This window comes from Paraburkholderia sediminicola, assembly GCF_902859805.1.
Lineage (GTDB): Bacteria > Pseudomonadota > Gammaproteobacteria > Burkholderiales > Burkholderiaceae > Paraburkholderia > Paraburkholderia sediminicola.
Window position 1 is genome coordinate 363313 of record NZ_CADIKC010000005.1, and the last position, 18879, is coordinate 382191.

Consider the following 18879-nt stretch of genomic DNA (forward strand, 5'->3'; position numbering starts at 1 on the left):
CGCCTTCAAGAGGCGTGGCGCCTTCCACCGCCACAAGCCACACATCGCGAAACCTAAGAGACATCTTCGCGACACCGCATAACTCCCCGGAGGAACGACGTGAGCAATCTGATCATTCGTAAGGTAGCCGTGCTCGGCGCCGGCGTGATGGGCGCGCAGATCGCAGCGCACCTGATCAACGCCAAGGTGCCCGTGCTGCTGTTCGACCTGCCTGCCAAAGAAGGCCCGAAGAACGCGATTGCCCTGAAGGCGATCGAAAATCTGAAGAAACTGTCGCCTGCGCCGTTCGGCGTGAAAGACGACGCGCAATACATCCAGCCCGCGAACTACGACGACGACATCGAGAAGCTCGCCGAGTGCGACCTCGTGATCGAAGCGATCGCCGAACGCATGGACTGGAAGCACGACCTGTACAAGAAGGTCTCGCCGCACATCGCACCGAATGCGATCTTCGCGACCAACACGTCGGGTCTGTCAATCACCGAACTGTCGAACGGTTTTTCGGATGAACTGAAGGCGCGCTTCTGCGGCGTGCACTTCTTCAATCCGCCGCGCTACATGCACCTGGTCGAACTGATCCCGACCGCAACCACGCGTCCGGAAATCCTCGACCAACTCGAATCGTTCCTGACGAGCGTGGTCGGCAAGGGCGTCGTGCGCGCGAAAGACACGCCGAACTTTATCGCCAATCGCGTCGGTATTTTCTCGATCCTCGCCGTGATTACGGAGGCCGCGAAGTTCGGCCTGCGTTTCGACGAAGTGGACGATCTGACAGGCTCGCGTCTGGGCCGCGCGAAGTCGGCAACGTTCCGCACGGCGGACGTGGTCGGCCTCGACACGATGGCGCACGTCATCAAGACGATGCAGGACACGTTGAAGGACGACCCGTTCTTCCCGGTCTACGAAACGCCGCCCGTGCTGGCCGAGCTCGTGAAGAAGGGCGCGCTGGGTCAGAAGACCGGCGGCGGCTTCTACAAGAAGGAAGGCAAGGCCATCAAGGTGCTCGACCCGAAAACGGGTGCGTACGTCGACGGCGGCGCGAAAGCCGACGAACTGGTCGGCCGCATTCTGAAGCGCCCGCCGGCTGAGCGTCTGAAGCTCCTGCGCGAATCGGAGCATCCGCAAGCGCAATTCCTGTGGTCGATTTTCCGCGACGTGTATCACTACATCGGCGTGCATCTGGAATCGATCGCTGACAACGCGCGCGACGTCGATCTGGCGATTCGTTGGGGCTTCGGTTGGAACGAAGGTCCGTTCGAAGGCTGGCAGACGGCCGGCTGGAAGCAGGTTGCCGAATGGGTGCAGGAAGACATCGCGGCTGGCAAGGCGCTCTCGAACGTGCCGCTGCCGTCGTGGGTGCTGGAAGGTCCGGTTGCCGAGAAGGGCGGCGTGCATACGAACGAAGGTTCGTGGTCGCCGGCTTCGAAGACTTTTGTGCCGCGTTCGTCGCTGTCGGTCTACGACAAGCAGGTGTTCCGTGCACCGCTGGTCGGCGAAACGTCGGCTGATCCGAAGACCTACGGCAAGACGCTGTTCGAAACCGATGCCGTGCGCGCCTGGGTCGACGACCGTGCCGGCGAGAATGACGTCCTGATCGTGTCGTTCAAGAGCAAGATGAACACGATCGGACCGTCGGTGATCGACGGTCTGACGCAAGCGATCGAACTGGCCGAGAAGGACTACAAGGGTCTGGTCGTGTGGCAGCCCACGTCGCTGAAACTCGGCACGCCGGGCGGCCCGTTCTCCGCGGGTGCGAATCTCGAAGAAGCCATGCCCGCGTTCATGATGGGCGGCGCGAAGGGTATCGAGCCGTTCGTGAAGAAGTTCCAGCAAGGCATGCTGCGCGTGAAGTATGCAAGCGTGCCGGTCATCTCGGCTGTGTCGGGCATCGCGCTCGGCGGCGGCTGCGAGCTGGCGCTGCATAGCGCGAAGCGTGTCGCGCACATCGAAAGCTATATCGGTCTGGTCGAAGTCGGCGTGGGTCTGGTGCCGGCAGGCGGCGGTCTGAAGGAAGCGGCACTGCGCGCAGCGGAAGCCGCGACCGCAGCAGGCGCGACCAACGACCTGCTGAAGTTCGTGCAGAAGTCGTTCGAAAACGCGGCGATGGCGAAGGTCTCGGCCTCCGCACTCGACGCCCGCGCAATGGGCTACCTGAAGCCGTCCGACACGATCGTCTTCAACGTGTTCGAACTGCTCGACATCGCGAAGAAGGAAGCGCGCGCGCTGTCCGCCGCGGGTTACCGTCCGCCGCTGCGTGTCACGCAGGTGCCGGTGGCAGGCCGCTCGGCGATTGCGACCATCAAGGCATCGCTCGTCAACATGCGCGACGGCCGTTTCATCAGCGAGCACGACTACCTGATCGCCGGCCGCATCGCGGAAGCGGTGTGCGGTGGTGACGTGGAAGCGGGCAGCCTCGTCGACGAAGAATGGCTGCTCAAACTCGAGCGTCAAGCGTTTGTCGATCTGCTCGGCACGCAAAAGACGCAGGAACGGATCATGGGCATGCTGCAAACCGGCAAGCCGGTGCGCAACTAAGCGACGAACGAAAACGGAGCTTCAAATGACAAAGCAATTGCAAGACGCATACATCGTCGCCGCGAGCCGCACGCCGATCGGCAAGGCGCCGCGCGGGATGTTCAAGAACACGCGCCCGGACGAACTGCTGGTGCACGCGATCAAGTCAGCCGTGGCGCAAGTGCCCGGCCTCGACACCAAGGTGATCGAAGACGCGATTATTGGCTGCGCGATTCCTGAGGCCGAGCAAGGCCTGAACGTCGCACGCATGGGTGCACTGCTGGCGGGCTTGCCGAACACGGTGGGCGGCGTCACGGTGAACCGCTTCTGCGCTTCGGGCCTCACCGCGCTGGCGATGGCCGCTGACCGTATCCGCGTCGGTGAATCGGACGCGATGATCGCGGGCGGCTGCGAGTCGATGAGCATGGTGCCGATGATGGGCAACAAGCCGTCAATGTCGCCGCATATCTTCGATCGTAACGAAGACATCGGCATCGCCTACGGCATGGGCCTGACCGCGGAGAAGGTCGCCGAGCGCTGGAAGATCAGCCGCGAAGCGCAAGACGCGTTCTCGGTCGAATCGCATCGCCGCGCCATCGCCGCGCAGCAAGCCGGCGAGTTCAACGACGAAATCGCCGCCTACACGATCACCGAACGTTTCCCCGATCTCGCGACCGGCGAAGTGCGTATCAAGACGCGTGAAGTCGCGCTCGACGAAGGTCCGCGTGCGGAAACGTCGCTGGAAGGTCTGGCGAAACTGCGCGCAGTGTTCGCGAACAAGGGTTCGGTGACGGCGGGCAACAGCTCGCAGACGTCGGACGGCGCGGGCGCGTTGATCGTCGTGTCGGAAAAGATGCTGAAGGAATTCAACCTGACGCCGTTCGCCCGTTTCGTCAGCTTCGCCGTGCGCGGCGTGCCGCCGGAAATCATGGGTATCGGTCCGAAGGAAGCGATTCCTGCCGCACTGAAGGCCGCCGGCCTGAAGATCGAAGACATGGACTGGATCGAGCTGAACGAAGCGTTCGCCGCGCAATCGCTGGCGGTGATTCAGGACCTCGGTCTCGATCCGTCGAAGATCAACCCGCTCGGCGGTGCGATCGCTCTCGGCCACCCTCTGGGTGCGACCGGCGCGATTCGTGCGTCGACGGTGGTGCACGGCCTGCGCCGCCGCAACTTCAAGTACGGCATGGTGACGATGTGCGTCGGCACCGGCATGGGCGCGGCGGGCATCATCGAACGTCTGTAATCATGTTCGCTCAGGTTCCGTCGGTGATCCTTGTCGCGATCGCTGCGGTGATTCCCGCAGTGGTCCCCTAGGGATCGCGTAAACGGTTCGCAGGCCGCCTGGCTTGCGAACCGTTTTTTCATTCAGCAGTAACCAGGAGTACGAGGAGATGACAATGGATATTCTGGTCGAGCGCGCCGACGGCGTGCTGACGATTGCCTTCAACCGGCCCGAAAGGAAAAACGCGATCACGGCCGCGATGTATCAGACCATGGCCGACGCATTGGTCGAAGCGCATGGCGATACGTCGATCCGGGCGATTCTGATTCGCGGCAGCGCCGGCATTTTCAGCGCCGGCAACGATCTCGAAGACTTCATGAAGAAGCCGCCAGGCGGCGAAGACGCGCCGGTATTCCAGTTCCTGCGTGCGCTCAGTTCGGCGGAAAAGCCGGTGGTGGCTTCGGTGGCGGGCCCGGCAGTCGGCATCGGCACGACGCTCCTGCTGCATTGCGATCTGGTCTACGCGGCCAATACGGCGAGCTTTTCGCTGCCGTTCACTCAGCTCGGGCTGTGTCCCGAAGCGGCGTCGAGTTTGCTGTTGCAGCGCATAGCCGGCTATCAGGCCGCAGCGGAAAAGCTGCTGCTCGGCGAAGCGTTCGACGCTGCCGAAGCGCACCGTATGGGTTTCGTGAATCGCGTGCTGCCCGCGGCTGAAGTCGATGCGTTTGCAGCCGCGCAAGCAGCGAAGCTGGCGGCGCTGCCGGCGTCGTCGTTGCGGGTGACGAAGAGTCTGATGAAGCGCGCGAGCCAGCATGAACTGCAAACGCAGATGAGCGAGGAAGCGGTGCACTTCGGCAAGATGCTGATCGCGCCGGAAGCGCGCGAGGCGTTCAAGGCGTTCTTCGAGAAGCGCAAGCCGGACTTCCGGCAGTTCGATTGAACTGGCGGTATTCAGGCGCCTGAAAATACTTCAGGCGCCCGGAGCGCTCAAGCTTGCGTCGGCTGCAAGGTGTCGTAGTCGACGTAGCTGGTTTCCCGGCAGAAACTGACCAGCCGTACGCCCGCTTTGCGGGCAATCGCAATCGCCAGCGAAGACGGCGCCGAAATCGTCGCGACCATTGGCACGTCGACACGCGCCGCCTTGCGCACCAGCTCGTAGCTGGCGCGGCTCGACAGAAACACAAAACCTTCCCGGGTATCCGCGCGATCGAGCACCAGCTGGCCGATCAGCTTGTCGAGCGCGTTGTGACGACCGACGTCTTCGAACGCGTAGCGGATCGCGCCTGCCGCATCGCACCATGCGGCGGCGTGCAGACCGCCGGTCAGACGCGTCAGCGCCTGGTGTTCCGGCAACTCGCGCGCGGCGCGCGCGATCGCATCCGGCGCCAGCCGTTGCAGAAAGCCGGTGTCCGGCACGCGTTCCGGTTTCAGATCCAGCAGATCGATGCTTTCGATCCCGCATACGCCGCAGCCGGTGCGCCCGGCGAGTGCGCGGCGCTTTTCCTTCAGCGCGACGAAAGCTTGCTGCACCACCTTCAATTGCACTTCGGCGTGCGGCAATTCGTCATCGTCGTGCAGCTCGACCTCGATGTCCTGAATGTCGCTGCCGCGTTCCACGATCCCTTCTGAAATCGCAAAACCGACCGCGAACGCTTCCAGATCGCGCGGCGTGCACATCATCACTGCATGCGAGATGCCATTGAAGACGAGCGCCACCGGCCATTCCTGACCGACGTGATCGGTGACGGTTTCGACCGCCGCGCCGCGATGCCGGTGCACCTGGCGCTCCACGGCGCCCGTCTGCCCGTCTGTGTCCAGTTCGTTCAAGCGACTTCACTCCTTTCATGCTGCGCGCGATTCTACGGCTTGCAGCCTTGCCCAGCGGCGCGAAGCAGCGCCAGACCACGCCGCTATCGCGCGAATAAGGTTCTAAAATACCTCAAGCTGGGCTTGCGCGTTGCCCGCCACCAAAGAGGAATACTGTCATGGGACTCAACGAAGCACCGCTTCTGTTCAACTTCGAAGTCGCGTCCTCGGAGAATTTCACCTACATCCCGATGTCGGTGCGCTTCAATCTCGATCGCTTCGGGTTGCGCATCACGCTTGAGCAGTGGCAAATGCTGCCGCTCGAAGACCGCAAGCTGCTGGCGCGATTTCCGGTCGAAGAAGACGCGGAAATCGAGCCGAATTTCGACCACGCACTGTTCGAGATGCTGCGCACGCACGCGAATATCGAGCCGGAGTGGTTCACGCCGGAGGATGCGCCTGCCTGGCGTCGCACGGATGCCGTGCCGGACGGCGTTGTGCATCAGGCGGGACTGGCCGGCTTGCCCACGCCGCGTGTCGCCCAATGGGCGGAACTCGAGCCGTTCAAGCGCTACGTACTCGCCAAATTGTCACGCAAGCCGGAAAGCAACCATGACTTCGTCCCCGCGATGAAGGAATTTGGTACGGCCGGTTAGGTACCGCCGGCTACAGACCCCTAGGGACGTCCGGCCAGCCGCTGCCGCCCAGGCACCTCCAGCCAGACGCCCCCGCTCAATCCGCGAAATATTTCGCCTCGCCCCCTCAATCTGTTCCGAACCCTGCCGTTATCCATGGGTTGGCGCGTAAAAAGACTCGACTCGGTGTGACCCGACGCACCGGAAGCGACCCCGCGCTCCCGCCCTCAGAACGATTGACGTTCGGAATCCATGACTCCTTTTTTATCGAAGCGGCTGCTGATCAATCTGGCGGTCGTCGCCGCGGCGGTCGGCGCGAACGCGTTCGTCGCCTATACGCAGATTTGCGGCCAGCGCGACGCCGACGCGCGCATGCTGCGTTCGACGAGCGTGCGTCAGAACCTCGATGCTTACCATACCGCGCTCGACGGCGGGCTGGCCGCGCTCGGCCGTTTCGAAGCTTCGGGCGTGGCGTCGCCTGTCAACGAGGCTGCCGCCATGGCGGCTTCGCTGGCAGGTCTGGAGCGCGAGTTGCGCAACGAGCTCGCCAGCGAACCGGCCATGCTCGACACGCTCGCGAGGCTGAGTGTGGACAGCCGCGCGCTGCAACACGATATCGACGATGCCCTCCTGAAGAGCGCCAGCGCCACGCCGAACGAGTCGCGCGCCTGGGCGGCGTCGACCTATACGCATCTCGGGCTGGGTCTCGGCCGCGTGGAAGACGGTCTGGCGGCATTGCGCAAACAGGAGAACGAGGCGTTGCAGGCGTCGCTCGCGAGTTCCGCGAATGAAACCCAGCGCGCCATGTTTCTGCTGATCGTGACGATGCTGGCCGGCAGCGCGCTTCTGATCTTCACGTTCGGCGCCCGCGAAAGCAGCGCACGAGAAAAACTGCGCACGGTGCGCGCGCTCGGCCGCAACGACGAGCGCTTTCGAGGTCTGTTCGACGACCATCCGGTGCCGATGTACATTTTTGATCGCGAGACACTGCGCTTTCTCGCCGTCAACGCGGCTGCGATTCAGCAATACGGGTACTCGGAAAGCGAATTCCTCGGCATGACGATTCGCGCGATCCGGCCGAATTCCGAAATCTCGCGCCTCGAATCGCACCTGCAGCGCAGCGACGTCCTGCAACACGGCCGCACGATGGCGGGTGTCTGGCATCACCGGCGCAAGGACGGCTCGACGATCAGTGCCGACATTTCGTATCACGCGCTCAACTTCATGGGCCGCGCCGCGTTCTTCGTGCTGGCCGACGACGTCACCGAACAGATCAACACCGAAGCCGAAGCGCAGCGTTCGAACCAGATGCTCGAGACGGTGATGGACAACATCCCGCAGCGCATTTTCTGGAAGGATCACGAGTCGCGCTATCTCGGCTGCAATATGGCGTTCGCGCGCGATGCGGGGCTCTCTTACCCCGAACAGGTGGTGGGCAAGAGCGACAGCGACATGCCGTGGCGCGCCTTTGCCGACCTGCTGAGCGAGCACGATAAGGAGGTGGTGTCCACCGGCGTGCCGAAGATGAGTTTCGAGGTCGACCTGGTGATCGACGGCGTGCACCGCACCACGGTCACGAGCAAGCTGCCGTTCACCGACGGCGACGGCCGCGTGATCGGCGTGCTCGGTTCGTACACGGACATCACCGAGCGCAAGCGCGCCGATCTGGCTTTGCGTCTGCAAAGCCGCGCGCTCGATGCGAGCGTCAACGCGATTCTGATTACCGCGCCGTCGCCGTCGGGCAATCTGATCGAATACGTGAACCCCGCGTTCATGCGGATCACCGGCTACGATCCCGCGGAAGTGATCGGTCACGATTGCCGCGTGCTGCAGCGCGACGACCGCGATCAGGAAGGCGTCGCGCTGATCCGCCAGGCGCTCGCCGCGAATCGCGAGGTGAGCGCCGTGGTGCGCAACTATCGCAAGGACGGCGCCCTGTTCTGGAATCAGCTGTTCATTGCGCCCGTGCCGAACGCGGAGGGCGTGATCACGCACCACATTGGCGTGATCAATGATGTGACGGACCTGATCCGTTATCAGGAACAACTCGAATATCAGGCCAACTACGACAGCCTCACGCGCCTGCCGAACCGCAACCTGCTGCGTGATCGTCTGCAGCACGCGTTGATCGTCGCGCAGCGCCATCACAAGGGCGTCGCGGTCGTGTTCATCGATCTGGACGGTTTCAAGAACGTCAACGACAGCCTGGGCCACAGCGTCGGCGATCGCTTACTGAGCGTGGTGGCCGAAAGGCTCGCCCGTTGCACGCGGACCAGCGATACGGTCGCGCGGCATGGCGGCGACGAGTTCGTGATCGTGATGACCGATACCGTCGACGAGCAGTCGCTGATCGCGTGGATGGAGCGGGTGCGCGCATCGATCTCGGAACCGGTCTTGCTCGACGGCACGGAGTTGTATGTTGGCTGCAGCATGGGCGCGAGCCTCTTCCCGCAGGACGGCGAAGACGCGGAAACGCTGATGAAAAAGGCCGACCTGGCGATGTATCGCGCGAAGGACATGGGCCGCAATACGTTCCAGTTCTACCAGCCGGAAATGAATGCGAGCGCGGGTGCGCGCATGAATCTCGAACGGCGTCTGCGCCGCGCCTTGCGCGACAACGAATTCCTGCTGCACTACCAGCCGCAGGTGGATATCTTGAGCGGGCAGATCGTCGGCACCGAGGCGCTGGTGCGTTGGCGCGATCCGGAAGTCGGCCTGGTGCTGCCGTCGCTGTTCATTCCGGTCGCCGAAGAGAGCGGCTTGATCGGGCCGCTGTCGGAATGGGTTTTGCGTGAGGCGTGCCGGCAGAACAAGGCATGGCAGGACGAAGGATTGCCGCCGGCGCGGGTGTCGATGAATCTGTCGGCGCGCGTTTTTCAGCAGCGCGATATCGCGAAACTCGTCATGCAGGTGCTCGCCGAGACGGGGCTCGAACCGCAGTATCTCGAACTCGAGCTCACCGAAAGCACCATCATGCGCAATGCCGAGGAGGCGGTGTTGATGCTCAACGAGCTGCACGCGCTCGGCATCGGCCTTGCCATCGACGACTTCGGCACCGGCTATTCGAGTCTCAGTTATCTGAAGCGCTTCCCGGTGGATCGCTTGAAGATCGACCGCTCGTTCGTGTCGGATATCGGCGTGTCGGGCGACGATGAAACGATCACCTCCGCGATCATCGCGCTCGCGCATTCGCTGAAATTGCAGGTGATCGCCGAAGGCGTGGAGACGTCGGCGCAACTCGACTTCCTGAAGGAGCGCGCGTGCGACGAGATGCAGGGCTTCTATTTCGCGAAGCCGATGTCGACGGACGCGATCTCGGCCTTGTTTCAGGGAGGAGTAGGGCGGGAAGCGGAGACGGTGTAGTTCGACCTACCGTTCCCCGCTGCGCGTGCCTCAAACAGCCGGCGTATCGAGGAACACCGGCAGTTGTTCGGCTACCTCGGAAAATGCCTGCAAGTGCGGATGTGCCGCCTTGGTGACGATCTCCGAAAAATACATTTGCGTGAAATTCCACGCGACGGCCACCGTCACGTCCGCTGCACCAAAATGGTTCGGTTCGACCGGTAACGGGGCCGACGCGAGCTCCTCTTCGAGTTCGCGGTAAGCGGCCAGCAATTGCTCGGTCACGCGATCGACCCACGGCTCGTGCTGTTTGTCCGCTGGACGCAGATTGCGTTCGTAGACGATCTGTACGGTCTTTTCACAAGCAGCCAGCGCGAGCCCGGTAAGACGCGCGGCGCGCAGGCAGTGCTCCGGCTGCGACGGGAAGATCCGCTGATCAGGCCCGGCGAGCGTGGCGAGATACTGCAGAATCACCGTCGAGTCCATCACGCTCTGACCGTTGTCGAGGATCAGCGTCGGCGCTTTCACAACGGGGTTGATCTTCGCGAACGCCTCATACGTGCTGAACACGGAAACCGACTGGTGCTCGAAGTCGAGCTTCAGCAACTTCATGCAGATAGCGACGCGGCGCACGTAGGGTGAATCCAGCATTCCGATCAGTTTCATCTCATTTCCGTTAGAAGATCTATATGGCTGGCCTGAGCGGGCGAAGAGGCGGCCGTTCGCTTGCCAGACGGTGCTTGTCATGCATCAGACCAATAGATTAAAGCGCTCGGCAAGCCAAAAAAAGCGACATTAATCGACGGTTTACGTCAGAATTTCTTACATGAAGCCGATTCCGCCCCTCACCGCTCTGCGCTGCTTTGAAGCCGTTGCCCGCCTGGGCGGTGTGACCCAGGCCGCGAGGGAATTGCATGTCACGCACTCCGCGGTGAGCCAGCAGATCAAGGTGCTGGAAGATTCGATGGGCGTCGCGCTGTTCGTGCGCCAGGCGCGCGGCCTGCGACTCACCGAGGAAGGCCGGCTCTACGCGCTAGATATACGGTTGGCGTTGCGCGACATTACGCGGGCGACGCGCCGCGCGCAGGCGCGCCCACACGAAAGCGAATTGATCATTGCGACCGTGCCGTCGTTTGCGCAACATTGGCTCGTGCCGCGTCTCGCGAGTTTCCGCGAGACACATCCGTACTACCGGGTTCGTCTGCTGACGAGTCTGCAGGTCGAGGATTTGCGCCAGGGCGTGAGTGACATCGGCATTCGCATGGGGCAAGGGCATTGGCCCGATGTTGCGCAGCAGAAACTGTTCGACGACGAAGTGCTCGTCGTCGCTGCGCCACATTTCGCGCTTGCGCCGGGGGGCCGCCTTCCCGTCACCGCCGAGGACGTGATCGCGTGTCCGTTGATCTCCAGCCCCAACACGCCGTGGGCCGAATGGTGCCAGGCGGCGCAAGTGGCGGAGCCGGCCGCCGAGGCGGTCGTGCTGTCTGCAAACGATTCGAACATCGTGCTGGGCGCGGTTTTGCTGGGGCAGGGCATCGCGCTCGAACGGCGCAGTCTGGTCGCGCATGCGCTGGCGCGCGGCGATCTGGTGCAGATCACCGATATTCGCGTGCCGTACCGCTATCCGTACTGGCTGGTGTGGCAGCAACGCGAAATTCTGAACGCAAAGCAGGCGCATTTTGCGCAGTGGATCGAAGCGCAGGTCGACGTCTATTTGCGTAGCGGCGGCTGAGATTCCAGATCGATTGGCGCGCGCAGACTTTCGCTTACGGGGGGATTACCGGTTTGCGCGCGAGGGTCAGTCGTATATATTCGGGATTCCCATCTCTGACTTCGCTGGGAACCACGAAGCATCGATTCACGTGGCGTTGCGCCCGCTTTTCGCTGCTCGCACTGGGTCACGGGCGTTTCGCCGTCGAATATTTGCCAATCCGACTGGAGAGAGAAATGACGTCTTCACCTGCAAAGAAATGGGCTGTGCTGTTCACATCGGTTGTACTGAGTGTGGCTTCGGTTGCACCGGCGTTTGCGCAAAGCGCTAGTAGTGCTCCGGCGGGCGATCAAGCCGCTGCCGCCACGCCGTCTGCCGCCGCATCCAAGGCGGCCGCCAAGGCGCAACGCAAGGCTGCTCGCAAGCAGGCGCGGGCGAAGAAGAATGCCGAGTTGAAGCAACTGGAAAGCAACGGGTACAACCCGGCGCGCAACGATCCGAACTATCCGACGGATCTCCAGAACGCGCAGAAGAAGGCGGCAGCGGGCGCGGCGGCGAGCCAGTAAGCGGCTGCGGGCCGGTCGTGCTTGCGCTGGTGATCCCGGCAAAGTACGACGTATGAAATCAAACGAGGCGCCCAGGCGCCTCGTTTTTCGTTCAGAGTCCGCGGTTCAAAGTCTGCCGCTCAAGCCGCTCAAGCCGCTCAAGCCGCTCAATCCAGCACCGGCAGCGCGCGCGGGCGCCGGTCGCTGTCGGTTGCAACGTAGGTCAGGGTTGCCTCGGTGACCTTCACGAGGTCTTCGGTCAGGCTCATGCGCTGAGCGTAAACCTCGACCGACACCGTCACCGACGTGTTGCCCGTCTTGACGATATCCGCGTAAAAGCTCAGCAGATCGCCGACGAACACGGGCTGCTTGAAGACGAACGAATTGACCGCGATGGTCGCCACCCGCCCGTTGGCGCGGCGGCTTGCCGGAATCGAACCGGCGATATCCACTTGCGCCATGATCCAGCCGCCGAACACGTCGCCGTGAACATTCGCGTCCGACGGTTGCGGCACGACGCGCAGCGCGCAATGTTTTTGCGGGAGTTGAAGAATATCGGTCATGGGGATGAAAAGCGGCGCCAGCCAGCTTCTGCGACAATAGAAAGATCAGGAATTGTACGGGAAAGCGCCCAGCCGGGTCGCGCGACAAAAAGCAGGATGCCAGCCGGGCACGCTGCCGGTCGGCGCGCCGCTGCGAACTCCGTCGCTTCCACACTCTCCCCAGCCGATCCCATGCGCCGTACGCCCTCGTCCGAACCTTCCCCGATCTCGACCCAGCCGCGCAACGACTGGCAAACGATCCTGTCGCTGCTGCCTTACCTCGCCACCTATAAATGGCGCGTCGGCTTCGCGCTGAGCTGCCTGATCGGCGCGAAGGTTGCCAATCTGGGCGTGCCGATCGTGATGAAACGGATCGTCGACAGCCTCGCGTCGGTGCAGCATCTCACCGCGCTCGGCCGCGCCCACGATTCGCCTGCCATCGTGCTGTTGGGCGGCGTCGGTTTGCTGGTGGTCGCCTATGCGGTGGTGCGGTTGTCCACGTCGCTCTTCACTGAATTGCGCGAAATCCTGTTTTCCAAGGTGACCGAAAGCGCGGTGCGGCAACTCGCACTGAAAGTGTTCCGCCACCTGCATGCGCTGTCGTTGCGATTCCACCTCGATCGGCAGACGGGCGGCATGTCGCGCGATATCGAACGCGGCACACGCGGCATCACGCAACTGATCTCGTATTCGCTGTACAGCATCTTGCCGACCCTGGTCGAAGTCGGCCTCGTGCTGGGTTTTTTCGTCGTCAAATACGAGGCGTACTACGCGATCGTCACGTTCATTGCGCTCGCCGTGTACATCACGTTCACCGTGAAAGTCACCGAGTGGCGTACGCATTTTCGCCGCACGATGAACGACCTTGATTCAAAGGCGAATTCGCGCGCGATCGATTCGCTGCTCAACTACGAGACAGTGAAGTACTTCGGCAACGAAGAGTGGGAAGCGCACCGTTACGACGAAAACCTCAAGCGCTATCGCACGGCCGCGATCAAATCGCAGCGCTCCTTGTCGGCGCTGAACTTCGGGCAACAGGCGATCATCGGCACGGGGCTCGTGTTCATTCTGTGGCGCGCAACCCAAGGCGTGATGGCCGGGCGCCTCACGCTTGGCGATCTGGTACTGATCAACACCTTCATGTTGCAGCTCTATATTCCGCTGAATTTTCTCGGCGTCGTGTATCGGGAACTGAAGCAAAGCCTGACCGACATGGACCGCATGTTCACGCTGCTTGGCGCGGCCCAGGAAGTGCCCGATGTGCCGGACGCGCCCGAGTTGCAGGTGAGCGGTGCGCAGGTGCGCTTCGAGCATGTGAACTTCTCGTATGAGCCGGCGCGGCAGATTCTGCACGACGTCAGCTTCACGATTCCGGCGGGCGCCACGACGGCGGTGGTCGGCCATAGCGGCTCGGGCAAATCGACGCTCGCGCGGCTGATGTTCCGCTTCTACGATCTGGACCGCGCAACAGGCGGCGCGATCACCATCGACGGTCAGGATATTCGCGACGTCACGCAGGATTCACTGCGTGCGTCGATCGGCATCGTGCCGCAGGATACGGTGCTGTTCAACGATTCGATCTACTACAACATTGCTTACGGCCGTCCGTCGGCCACGCGCGAGGAAGTGATCGCGGCGGCGCGCGCGGCGCATATTCACGACTTCATCGAAGGGCTGCCGAAGGGGTACGAGACGCCGGTCGGCGAGCGTGGCCTGAAGTTGTCCGGCGGAGAAAAGCAGCGTGTGGCGATTGCGCGGACCATCCTTAAGAATCCGCCGATCCTGCTGTTCGACGAGGCGACGTCGGCGCTCGATTCGCGTTCAGAACGCGCGATCCAGCATGAGCTCGACCAGATCGCCCGTGAGCGCACGACGCTGATCATCGCGCACCGGCTTTCGACGGTCGTGCACGCGCAGCAGATCATCGTGATGGACAAAGGACGGATCGTCGAACGTGGGACGTACGCCGAGTTGCTGCAAGCGAACGGCTTGTTCGCGCAGATGTGGGCGTTGCAGCAGCAACGTGCCGCAGAGGCGCCGGAGTCGGCTGAAACGGTGGGTGCGGGGGATGGCGGCCGGTGAGTTTTGCGGGGGTGTTGGGCGGCGCGGCGCTATTGCACGACACCGCACGAAGCCGTACGGTGTCGCTCAACACCTCGCAGTACTCAGCGTGCGCTCACACGCTGATCTAAATCCTGCAGTTGCGCCGGCGTACCGACGTTTTCCCACAAGCCTTCATACAACTCGCCGCTTGCGAGACCGCTTGCAATCGTCGCACGATAGTAAGGCGTGAGCGGCCGTCGCGTGCCGCGCGGCAGATCGCGAAACATGCGCGTGTCGTACAGACCGATGCTGCCGAACGTCAAGCGAGGCTGAGCGTCGAGCGACAACACGCCCTCGATCAGACCGAAGTCGCCGTGCGGATGAAACACCGGATTCGGCACCATCACCAGATGCATGCCCGGCTCGGGCAGCGACTTCAGTGTGCCGGCATGCGCATTCAGCGTGGCGTAGTCGAAATCAGCGTACACGTCGCCGGCGATTGCGACGAACACTTCGCTCGCGCCGTCATCCTCCAGCAGCGGCAACGCCTGCGCGATCCCGCCGGCGGTTTCCAATGCCTCATGCTCGGCCGAATAGCGCAATTGCACACCCCAGCGCGAACCGTCGCCGAGCACGGCTTCGATCTGTTCGCCGAGCCACGCGTGATTGATCACAATGGTTTGAAAACCGGCTTGCGCGAGGCGTTCGATCTGCCACACGATCAAGGGTTTGCCGCCCACTTCGAGCAAAGGCTTCGGGCACGTGTCGGTCAACGGACGCATACGCTCGCCGCGCCCGGCGGCGAAGATCATCGCTTTCTTCAGAGACATCGTCATCGGTCAGAACGTGTAGCCGACTTCATTCGCGCGGCCTTCGAGCTCGTCGAGCAGCTTCGCGAACGGACGCAGCGGCGCATAGCGTTCTGCGACCTTGCGGGCATAGCCGATGAAACGCGGCAGATCCTTCATGTAATGCGGTTTGCTGTCGCGGTAGTTGATCCGGCAGAACAGCCCCAGCACCTTGATGTGCCGTTGCAGACCTATCCATTCGAGCTGGCGGTAGAACTCGCCGAAATCCGGATCGACCGGCAGCCCGGCTTTTTTCGCGCGCTCCCAGTAGTACACGAAGCAATCCAGTTCGAACTCTTCGTCCCAGCTGAGGAATGCATCGCGCAGCAACGAGGCGACGTCGTAGGTGATCGGGCCGTACACCGCGTCCTGGAAATCCAGCACGCCGGGATTCAGCGGGTTGGGGGCGGCCGCGACCATCAGATTGCGCGGCATGAAATCGCGCAGCATGAACACCTGCGGTTGCGCCCGGGCGCTCGCGATCAGCAGCGCGAAGGTGCGATCGAGCAGCGCACGGGTCTTGTCGTCGACCTCGCGGCCCAGATGGCGGCCGATGAACCACTCGGGCAGCAACTCCATCTCACGGCGCAGGAAGGCTTCGTCGAACGGCGGCAGCACGTCTTCGCGCGAGGTGAGCTGCCAGCGGATCAGGGCATCGAGCGCGTCGCGCATCAGCGAGCGGGCGCGGTGCGGATCGTCGCCGTTTTGCGCCTCGGTCAGCGCGCCGAGGTACGAATCGGTGCCCAGATCGGTGACGAGCATGAAGCCGGCGTCGAAATCGACCTCGAGCACGCGCGGCACCTGCACGTTGGCGGCCTCGAGCAATTGTGCGATTTGCACAAATTCGCGGCACTTTTCGGGCGGCGGGGCATCGACGGCGATCAGGGTGCCGGCGCTTTCGCCTTCCGCCGCCTTACCGGCAAGCCGGAAATAGCGGCGGAAACTGGCGTCGGACGAAGCCGGCGCCAGCGTGCCCAGATCAAGCGCATAGCGCGCTGCGTGGGCGTTCAGCCAGACCTTGAGCAGTTCGAGGCGGCTGTCGGAGGAATCTTGGGTAGCGTTTTTGGCAGGGGGCAGCGTCATGAAAACCGGCGGCAAATTCAGAGGGGCAACGTCTTGCCATATAATACCCCACGACTTTTTTGACGCGACTCACGCCAGCTTTCGCGTGTTCCGCTTTACCGCCCGCCTCATCGTTCGACAGATTGTAAATATTGATGTGCAGCCGACTGTCACGGTCGGGATGTGCAGGCGGTGGATCGTGACTACAAAAGCTGACGGACGGGCCGATTCGCCAAACGATACATGCCGCCTAGACAGCTTTCCCAAACGACTCCCTCTTGTGCTGTTGTCCCGCGCAAAAGGCGGCTCGTCGCGGCGTTGATCGCCGTTCCGGGCCTGATGCCCGCGCTTGCGCACGCCCAGCTGGTGGGGGAAGCCGCGCAGCCGCAGCCTATCGACGCGCCATGGGGCATGCAGCTCGCCCCGCAGCTCGAAGAGCATCCATTGCAGGCAGGCCAGAAGGCGGCCACCTTCGTGCTTGGCGACACGACGAGCGGCACCACCGACCAGGACATGGCCGCGAAAGGCTCGGCCGAGGTGCGGCGCAATACCTTCGTCATCAAGGCCGACGCGCTGCACTACGATCAGGACACGGACATGGCCGACGCATACGGCCAGGTTCACCTGAACAATAACGGCGCCAGGTTCGCCGGCCCGGAAGCACATATGCGGGTGGACTCGAGCGAAGGCTTCATGTCCGCGCCGAAGTACCACTTCAACGTGACGGGCGGCTCGGGCAGCGCGGAGCGCGTCGACCTGCTCGACAGCGAGCGCTCGGTGTTCACGAAGGGCACGTACACCGCTTGCTCGTGCACGGACAATCCGGCCTGGTATCTCAAGGGCAGCGAGTTCGATTTCGACACCGGCGCGGACGAAGGCGTCGCGTACAACAGCGTGCTGTTCTTCCAGGGCGTGCCGGTCTTCGCTTCGCCGTGGCTGTCGTTCCCGCTATCGGGCGAACGGCGCAGCGGGATTCTGCCGCCCACGTTCTCGCTCAGTTCGTCGAACGGCTTCGAACTGTCGGTGCCGTACTACTTCAACATCGCGCCGAATCGCGACCTGACGGTCACGCCGCGGCTGATCTCGAAGCGCGGTGTGCAGTTGCAGTCGACCTTCCGTTACCTGTCGCCTACCTACTCGGGCTCGATCACCGGTGAATACCTGCCGGACGACCGCCTGACGAAGACCAACCGCTACGCGCTGTACATCCAGCACAACCAGAACTTCGGCGACGGGTTCGGCGGTTACATCTACTACAACAAGGTTTCGGACAACACGTATCCGGAAGACCTGTCGTCGTCCGTCAGTCAGTTCATGAACGGCACCCAGCTCCTGTATCAACAGGAAGCCGGGGTGACGTATAACAACGGCCCGTGGTCCGTGCTGGCCCGTGAGCAGCACTGGCAGACGCTGACGCCTTCGGTGGCGCCGTACGGTCGCGAGCCGCAGTTGAACGTGAAGTACGCGAAGTACAACGTCGGTGGTTTCGACTACGGCGCGGAAGCCGACTACACGAATTTCCGCATCACCACCGCGGACACGACCCAGGGTCAGCGGGTGATGTTCAACCCGTACCTGTCGTATTCGGTGGTCGGGCCGGGTTACTTCGTGACGCCGAAGGTGCAGTGGCACTTTGCGTCGTACAACCTGAACAATATCGCGACAGCCGGCACGCCGAAGAATTTCACCGAGTCGATCCCGACGCTCTCCTTCGACACCGGGCTGATTTTCGACCGTTCGGTGCGGATTTTCGGCGAGGATTACATCCAGACGCTGGAGCCGCGGCTCTACTACGTCTACACGCCGTACCGCAACCAGGAAAACGCGCCGCTGTTCGATACGGCCGATTCCGACTTCGGGCTGGCGGAAATCTTCACGCCGAACACGTTCGTCGGTAACGACCGGATCGCCGACGCGAACCGTCTGACCGCGGCGATTACCACGCGCTTCATCAACCCGGCCACGGGCGACGAACGCGCGCGTTTCGTGATCGCGCAACAGTATTACTTCCAGGATCAGCGCGTCACGCTTCTGCCCACGCAGACCAGCACGCAGGCCACCCATTCGGACCTGATCGCGGGTGCGTCGCTCAAGCTCGGGGCCGGTTTCGCGTCGGAAACTGCGTTCCAATATAATGCCGACAACAACCAGTTGACGAAGACGAGCATCGGCTTCGGGTTCAGTCCGGCCAGCGGCAAGGTGATCAACGTCGCGTATCGCTACACCCGCGCGAACACCACGCTGGATAACCAGCCGATCAACCAGGTGCTGATTTCGGGGCAGTGGCCGCTGACGCACCGTGTGTACGGGGTAGGCCGTTTCAATTACGACCTGGGCGGGCATCGGATCGTCGACGGTCTGGTCGGCCTGCAATACGACGCCGACTGCTGGACGCTCGGCGCCGGGATCCAGCGCTATGCGAACGGTCTGAATACGTCGGGGCAGAATCAGTCGAGCACGCGGTTTCTCGCGCAGTTGACGTTCAAGGGCTTGTCGAGCGTCGACAACGGGCTGATTTCCGCGTTCCGCAGCAGTGTGGCGGGCTATACGCCGTTGCCCCCGCCGCCGCCGCCGGAAGCGCGTTTCACCAATTACGAATGACGCTC

Annotated in this window: 14 protein-coding genes; 9 read left to right on the forward strand and 5 right to left on the reverse strand. The window is 62.7% G+C overall.

The features are described 5' to 3' along the window. The first annotated feature begins 99 nt into the window (after positions 1-99). The 3 genes from R8871_RS20330 (at position 100) to R8871_RS20340 (ending at position 4679) form a co-directional block, all read left to right on the forward strand. Complete coding sequence (locus R8871_RS20330) at positions 100-2535, forward strand: 3-hydroxyacyl-CoA dehydrogenase/enoyl-CoA hydratase family protein (RefSeq protein WP_175052069.1); 2436 nt, start codon at positions 100-102, stop codon at positions 2533-2535. A gap of 25 nt (positions 2536-2560) precedes the next feature. Continuing rightward, positions 2561-3760 carry an acetyl-CoA C-acyltransferase gene (locus R8871_RS20335; RefSeq protein WP_175052070.1) on the forward strand — a complete coding sequence of 400 codons (1200 nt, stop codon included), beginning with the start codon at positions 2561-2563 and terminating at the stop codon, positions 3758-3760. A gap of 148 nt (positions 3761-3908) precedes the next feature. Beyond that, positions 3909-4679: an enoyl-CoA hydratase gene (locus R8871_RS20340; RefSeq protein ID WP_175052071.1), complete on the forward strand. Its 771-nt coding sequence runs from the start codon at positions 3909-3911 to the stop codon at positions 4677-4679. A 47-nt stretch (positions 4680-4726) separates the two neighbouring features. Here the strand turns inward: R8871_RS20340 and fdhD are convergent, their stop codons facing one another. After that, positions 4727-5566: a formate dehydrogenase accessory sulfurtransferase FdhD gene (gene fdhD / locus R8871_RS20345; protein ID WP_175052072.1), complete on the reverse strand. Its 840-nt coding sequence runs from the start codon at positions 5564-5566 to the stop codon at positions 4727-4729. Positions 5567-5724: 158 nt separating this feature from the next. On the opposite strand from fdhD, the gene R8871_RS20350 reads away from it, so the two are divergent. Then, the gene (locus R8871_RS20350) at positions 5725-6201 is read left to right on the forward strand and encodes a nitrate reductase associated protein (protein ID WP_175052073.1); all 477 of its coding nucleotides are present in this window, start codon (positions 5725-5727) and stop codon (positions 6199-6201) included. A gap of 231 nt (positions 6202-6432) precedes the next feature. Then, on the forward strand, positions 6433-9543 hold the full coding sequence (locus R8871_RS20355; RefSeq protein ID WP_175052074.1) for a sensor domain-containing protein: 3111 nt from the start codon (positions 6433-6435) through the stop codon (positions 9541-9543). A gap of 30 nt (positions 9544-9573) precedes the next feature. Here R8871_RS20355 and R8871_RS20360 read toward each other — a convergent pair whose 3' ends face one another. After that, the gene (locus R8871_RS20360; protein WP_175052075.1) at positions 9574-10188 is read right to left on the reverse strand and encodes a glutathione S-transferase; all 615 of its coding nucleotides are present in this window, start codon (positions 10186-10188) and stop codon (positions 9574-9576) included. A 160-nt stretch (positions 10189-10348) separates the two neighbouring features. Here R8871_RS20360 and R8871_RS20365 point away from each other — a divergent pair, with 160 nt between their 5' ends. After that, positions 10349-11254, forward strand: coding sequence for a LysR substrate-binding domain-containing protein (locus tag R8871_RS20365; RefSeq protein WP_175052076.1), 906 nt, complete (start codon positions 10349-10351; stop codon positions 11252-11254). A gap of 215 nt (positions 11255-11469) precedes the next feature. Next, positions 11470-11799 (forward strand): DUF4148 domain-containing protein, encoded by a 330-nt coding sequence (locus R8871_RS20370; RefSeq protein ID WP_175052077.1) that lies wholly within the window; start codon positions 11470-11472, stop codon positions 11797-11799. Between the two features lie 146 nt (positions 11800-11945). Here the strand turns inward: R8871_RS20370 and R8871_RS20375 are convergent, their stop codons facing one another. Beyond that, positions 11946-12341, reverse strand: a complete 396-nt coding sequence (locus R8871_RS20375) for an acyl-CoA thioesterase (protein ID WP_175052078.1) — start codon at positions 12339-12341, stop codon at positions 11946-11948. A gap of 171 nt (positions 12342-12512) precedes the next feature. Between R8871_RS20375 and R8871_RS20380 the strand changes: the two genes are divergently transcribed. Further along, positions 12513-14402, forward strand: coding sequence for an ABCB family ABC transporter ATP-binding protein/permease (locus R8871_RS20380; RefSeq protein WP_175052079.1), 1890 nt, complete (start codon positions 12513-12515; stop codon positions 14400-14402). Positions 14403-14485: 83 nt separating this feature from the next. Here R8871_RS20380 and murU read toward each other — a convergent pair whose 3' ends face one another. Next, positions 14486-15199 (reverse strand): N-acetylmuramate alpha-1-phosphate uridylyltransferase MurU, encoded by a 714-nt coding sequence (gene murU / locus R8871_RS20385; RefSeq protein WP_175052080.1) that lies wholly within the window; start codon positions 15197-15199, stop codon positions 14486-14488. A gap of 3 nt (positions 15200-15202) precedes the next feature. After that, a complete protein-coding gene (locus R8871_RS20390) occupies positions 15203-16294 on the reverse strand; it encodes an aminoglycoside phosphotransferase family protein (RefSeq protein ID WP_175052081.1) in 1092 nt (363 codons plus the stop codon). A 222-nt stretch (positions 16295-16516) separates the two neighbouring features. Between R8871_RS20390 and R8871_RS20395 the strand changes: the two genes are divergently transcribed. Further along, complete coding sequence (locus tag R8871_RS20395; RefSeq protein ID WP_175052082.1) at positions 16517-18874, forward strand: LPS-assembly protein LptD; 2358 nt, start codon at positions 16517-16519, stop codon at positions 18872-18874. Positions 18875-18879 lie beyond the last annotated feature (5 nt).

Coding starts and splice junctions, on each gene's coding strand:
- R8871_RS20365 (WP_175052076.1), top strand. CDS start 10,349: ATGAAGCCGATTCCGCCCCTCACCGCTCTGCGCTGCTTTGAAGCCGTT.
- R8871_RS20390 (WP_175052081.1), bottom strand. CDS start 16,294: ATGACGCTGCCCCCTGCCAAAAACGCTACCCAAGATTCCTCCGACAGC.
- murU (WP_175052080.1), bottom strand. CDS start 15,199: ATGACGATGTCTCTGAAGAAAGCGATGATCTTCGCCGCCGGGCGCGGC.
- R8871_RS20380 (WP_175052079.1), top strand. CDS start 12,513: ATGCGCCGTACGCCCTCGTCCGAACCTTCCCCGATCTCGACCCAGCCG.
- R8871_RS20350 (WP_175052073.1), top strand. CDS start 5,725: ATGGGACTCAACGAAGCACCGCTTCTGTTCAACTTCGAAGTCGCGTCC.
- R8871_RS20355 (WP_175052074.1), top strand. CDS start 6,433: ATGACTCCTTTTTTATCGAAGCGGCTGCTGATCAATCTGGCGGTCGTC.
- R8871_RS20375 (WP_175052078.1), bottom strand. CDS start 12,341: ATGACCGATATTCTTCAACTCCCGCAAAAACATTGCGCGCTGCGCGTC.
- R8871_RS20395 (WP_175052082.1), top strand. CDS start 16,517: ATGCCGCCTAGACAGCTTTCCCAAACGACTCCCTCTTGTGCTGTTGTC.
- R8871_RS20340 (WP_175052071.1), top strand. CDS start 3,909: ATGACAATGGATATTCTGGTCGAGCGCGCCGACGGCGTGCTGACGATT.
- R8871_RS20370 (WP_175052077.1), top strand. CDS start 11,470: ATGACGTCTTCACCTGCAAAGAAATGGGCTGTGCTGTTCACATCGGTT.
- R8871_RS20360 (WP_175052075.1), bottom strand. CDS start 10,188: ATGAAACTGATCGGAATGCTGGATTCACCCTACGTGCGCCGCGTCGCT.
- R8871_RS20335 (WP_175052070.1), top strand. CDS start 2,561: ATGACAAAGCAATTGCAAGACGCATACATCGTCGCCGCGAGCCGCACG.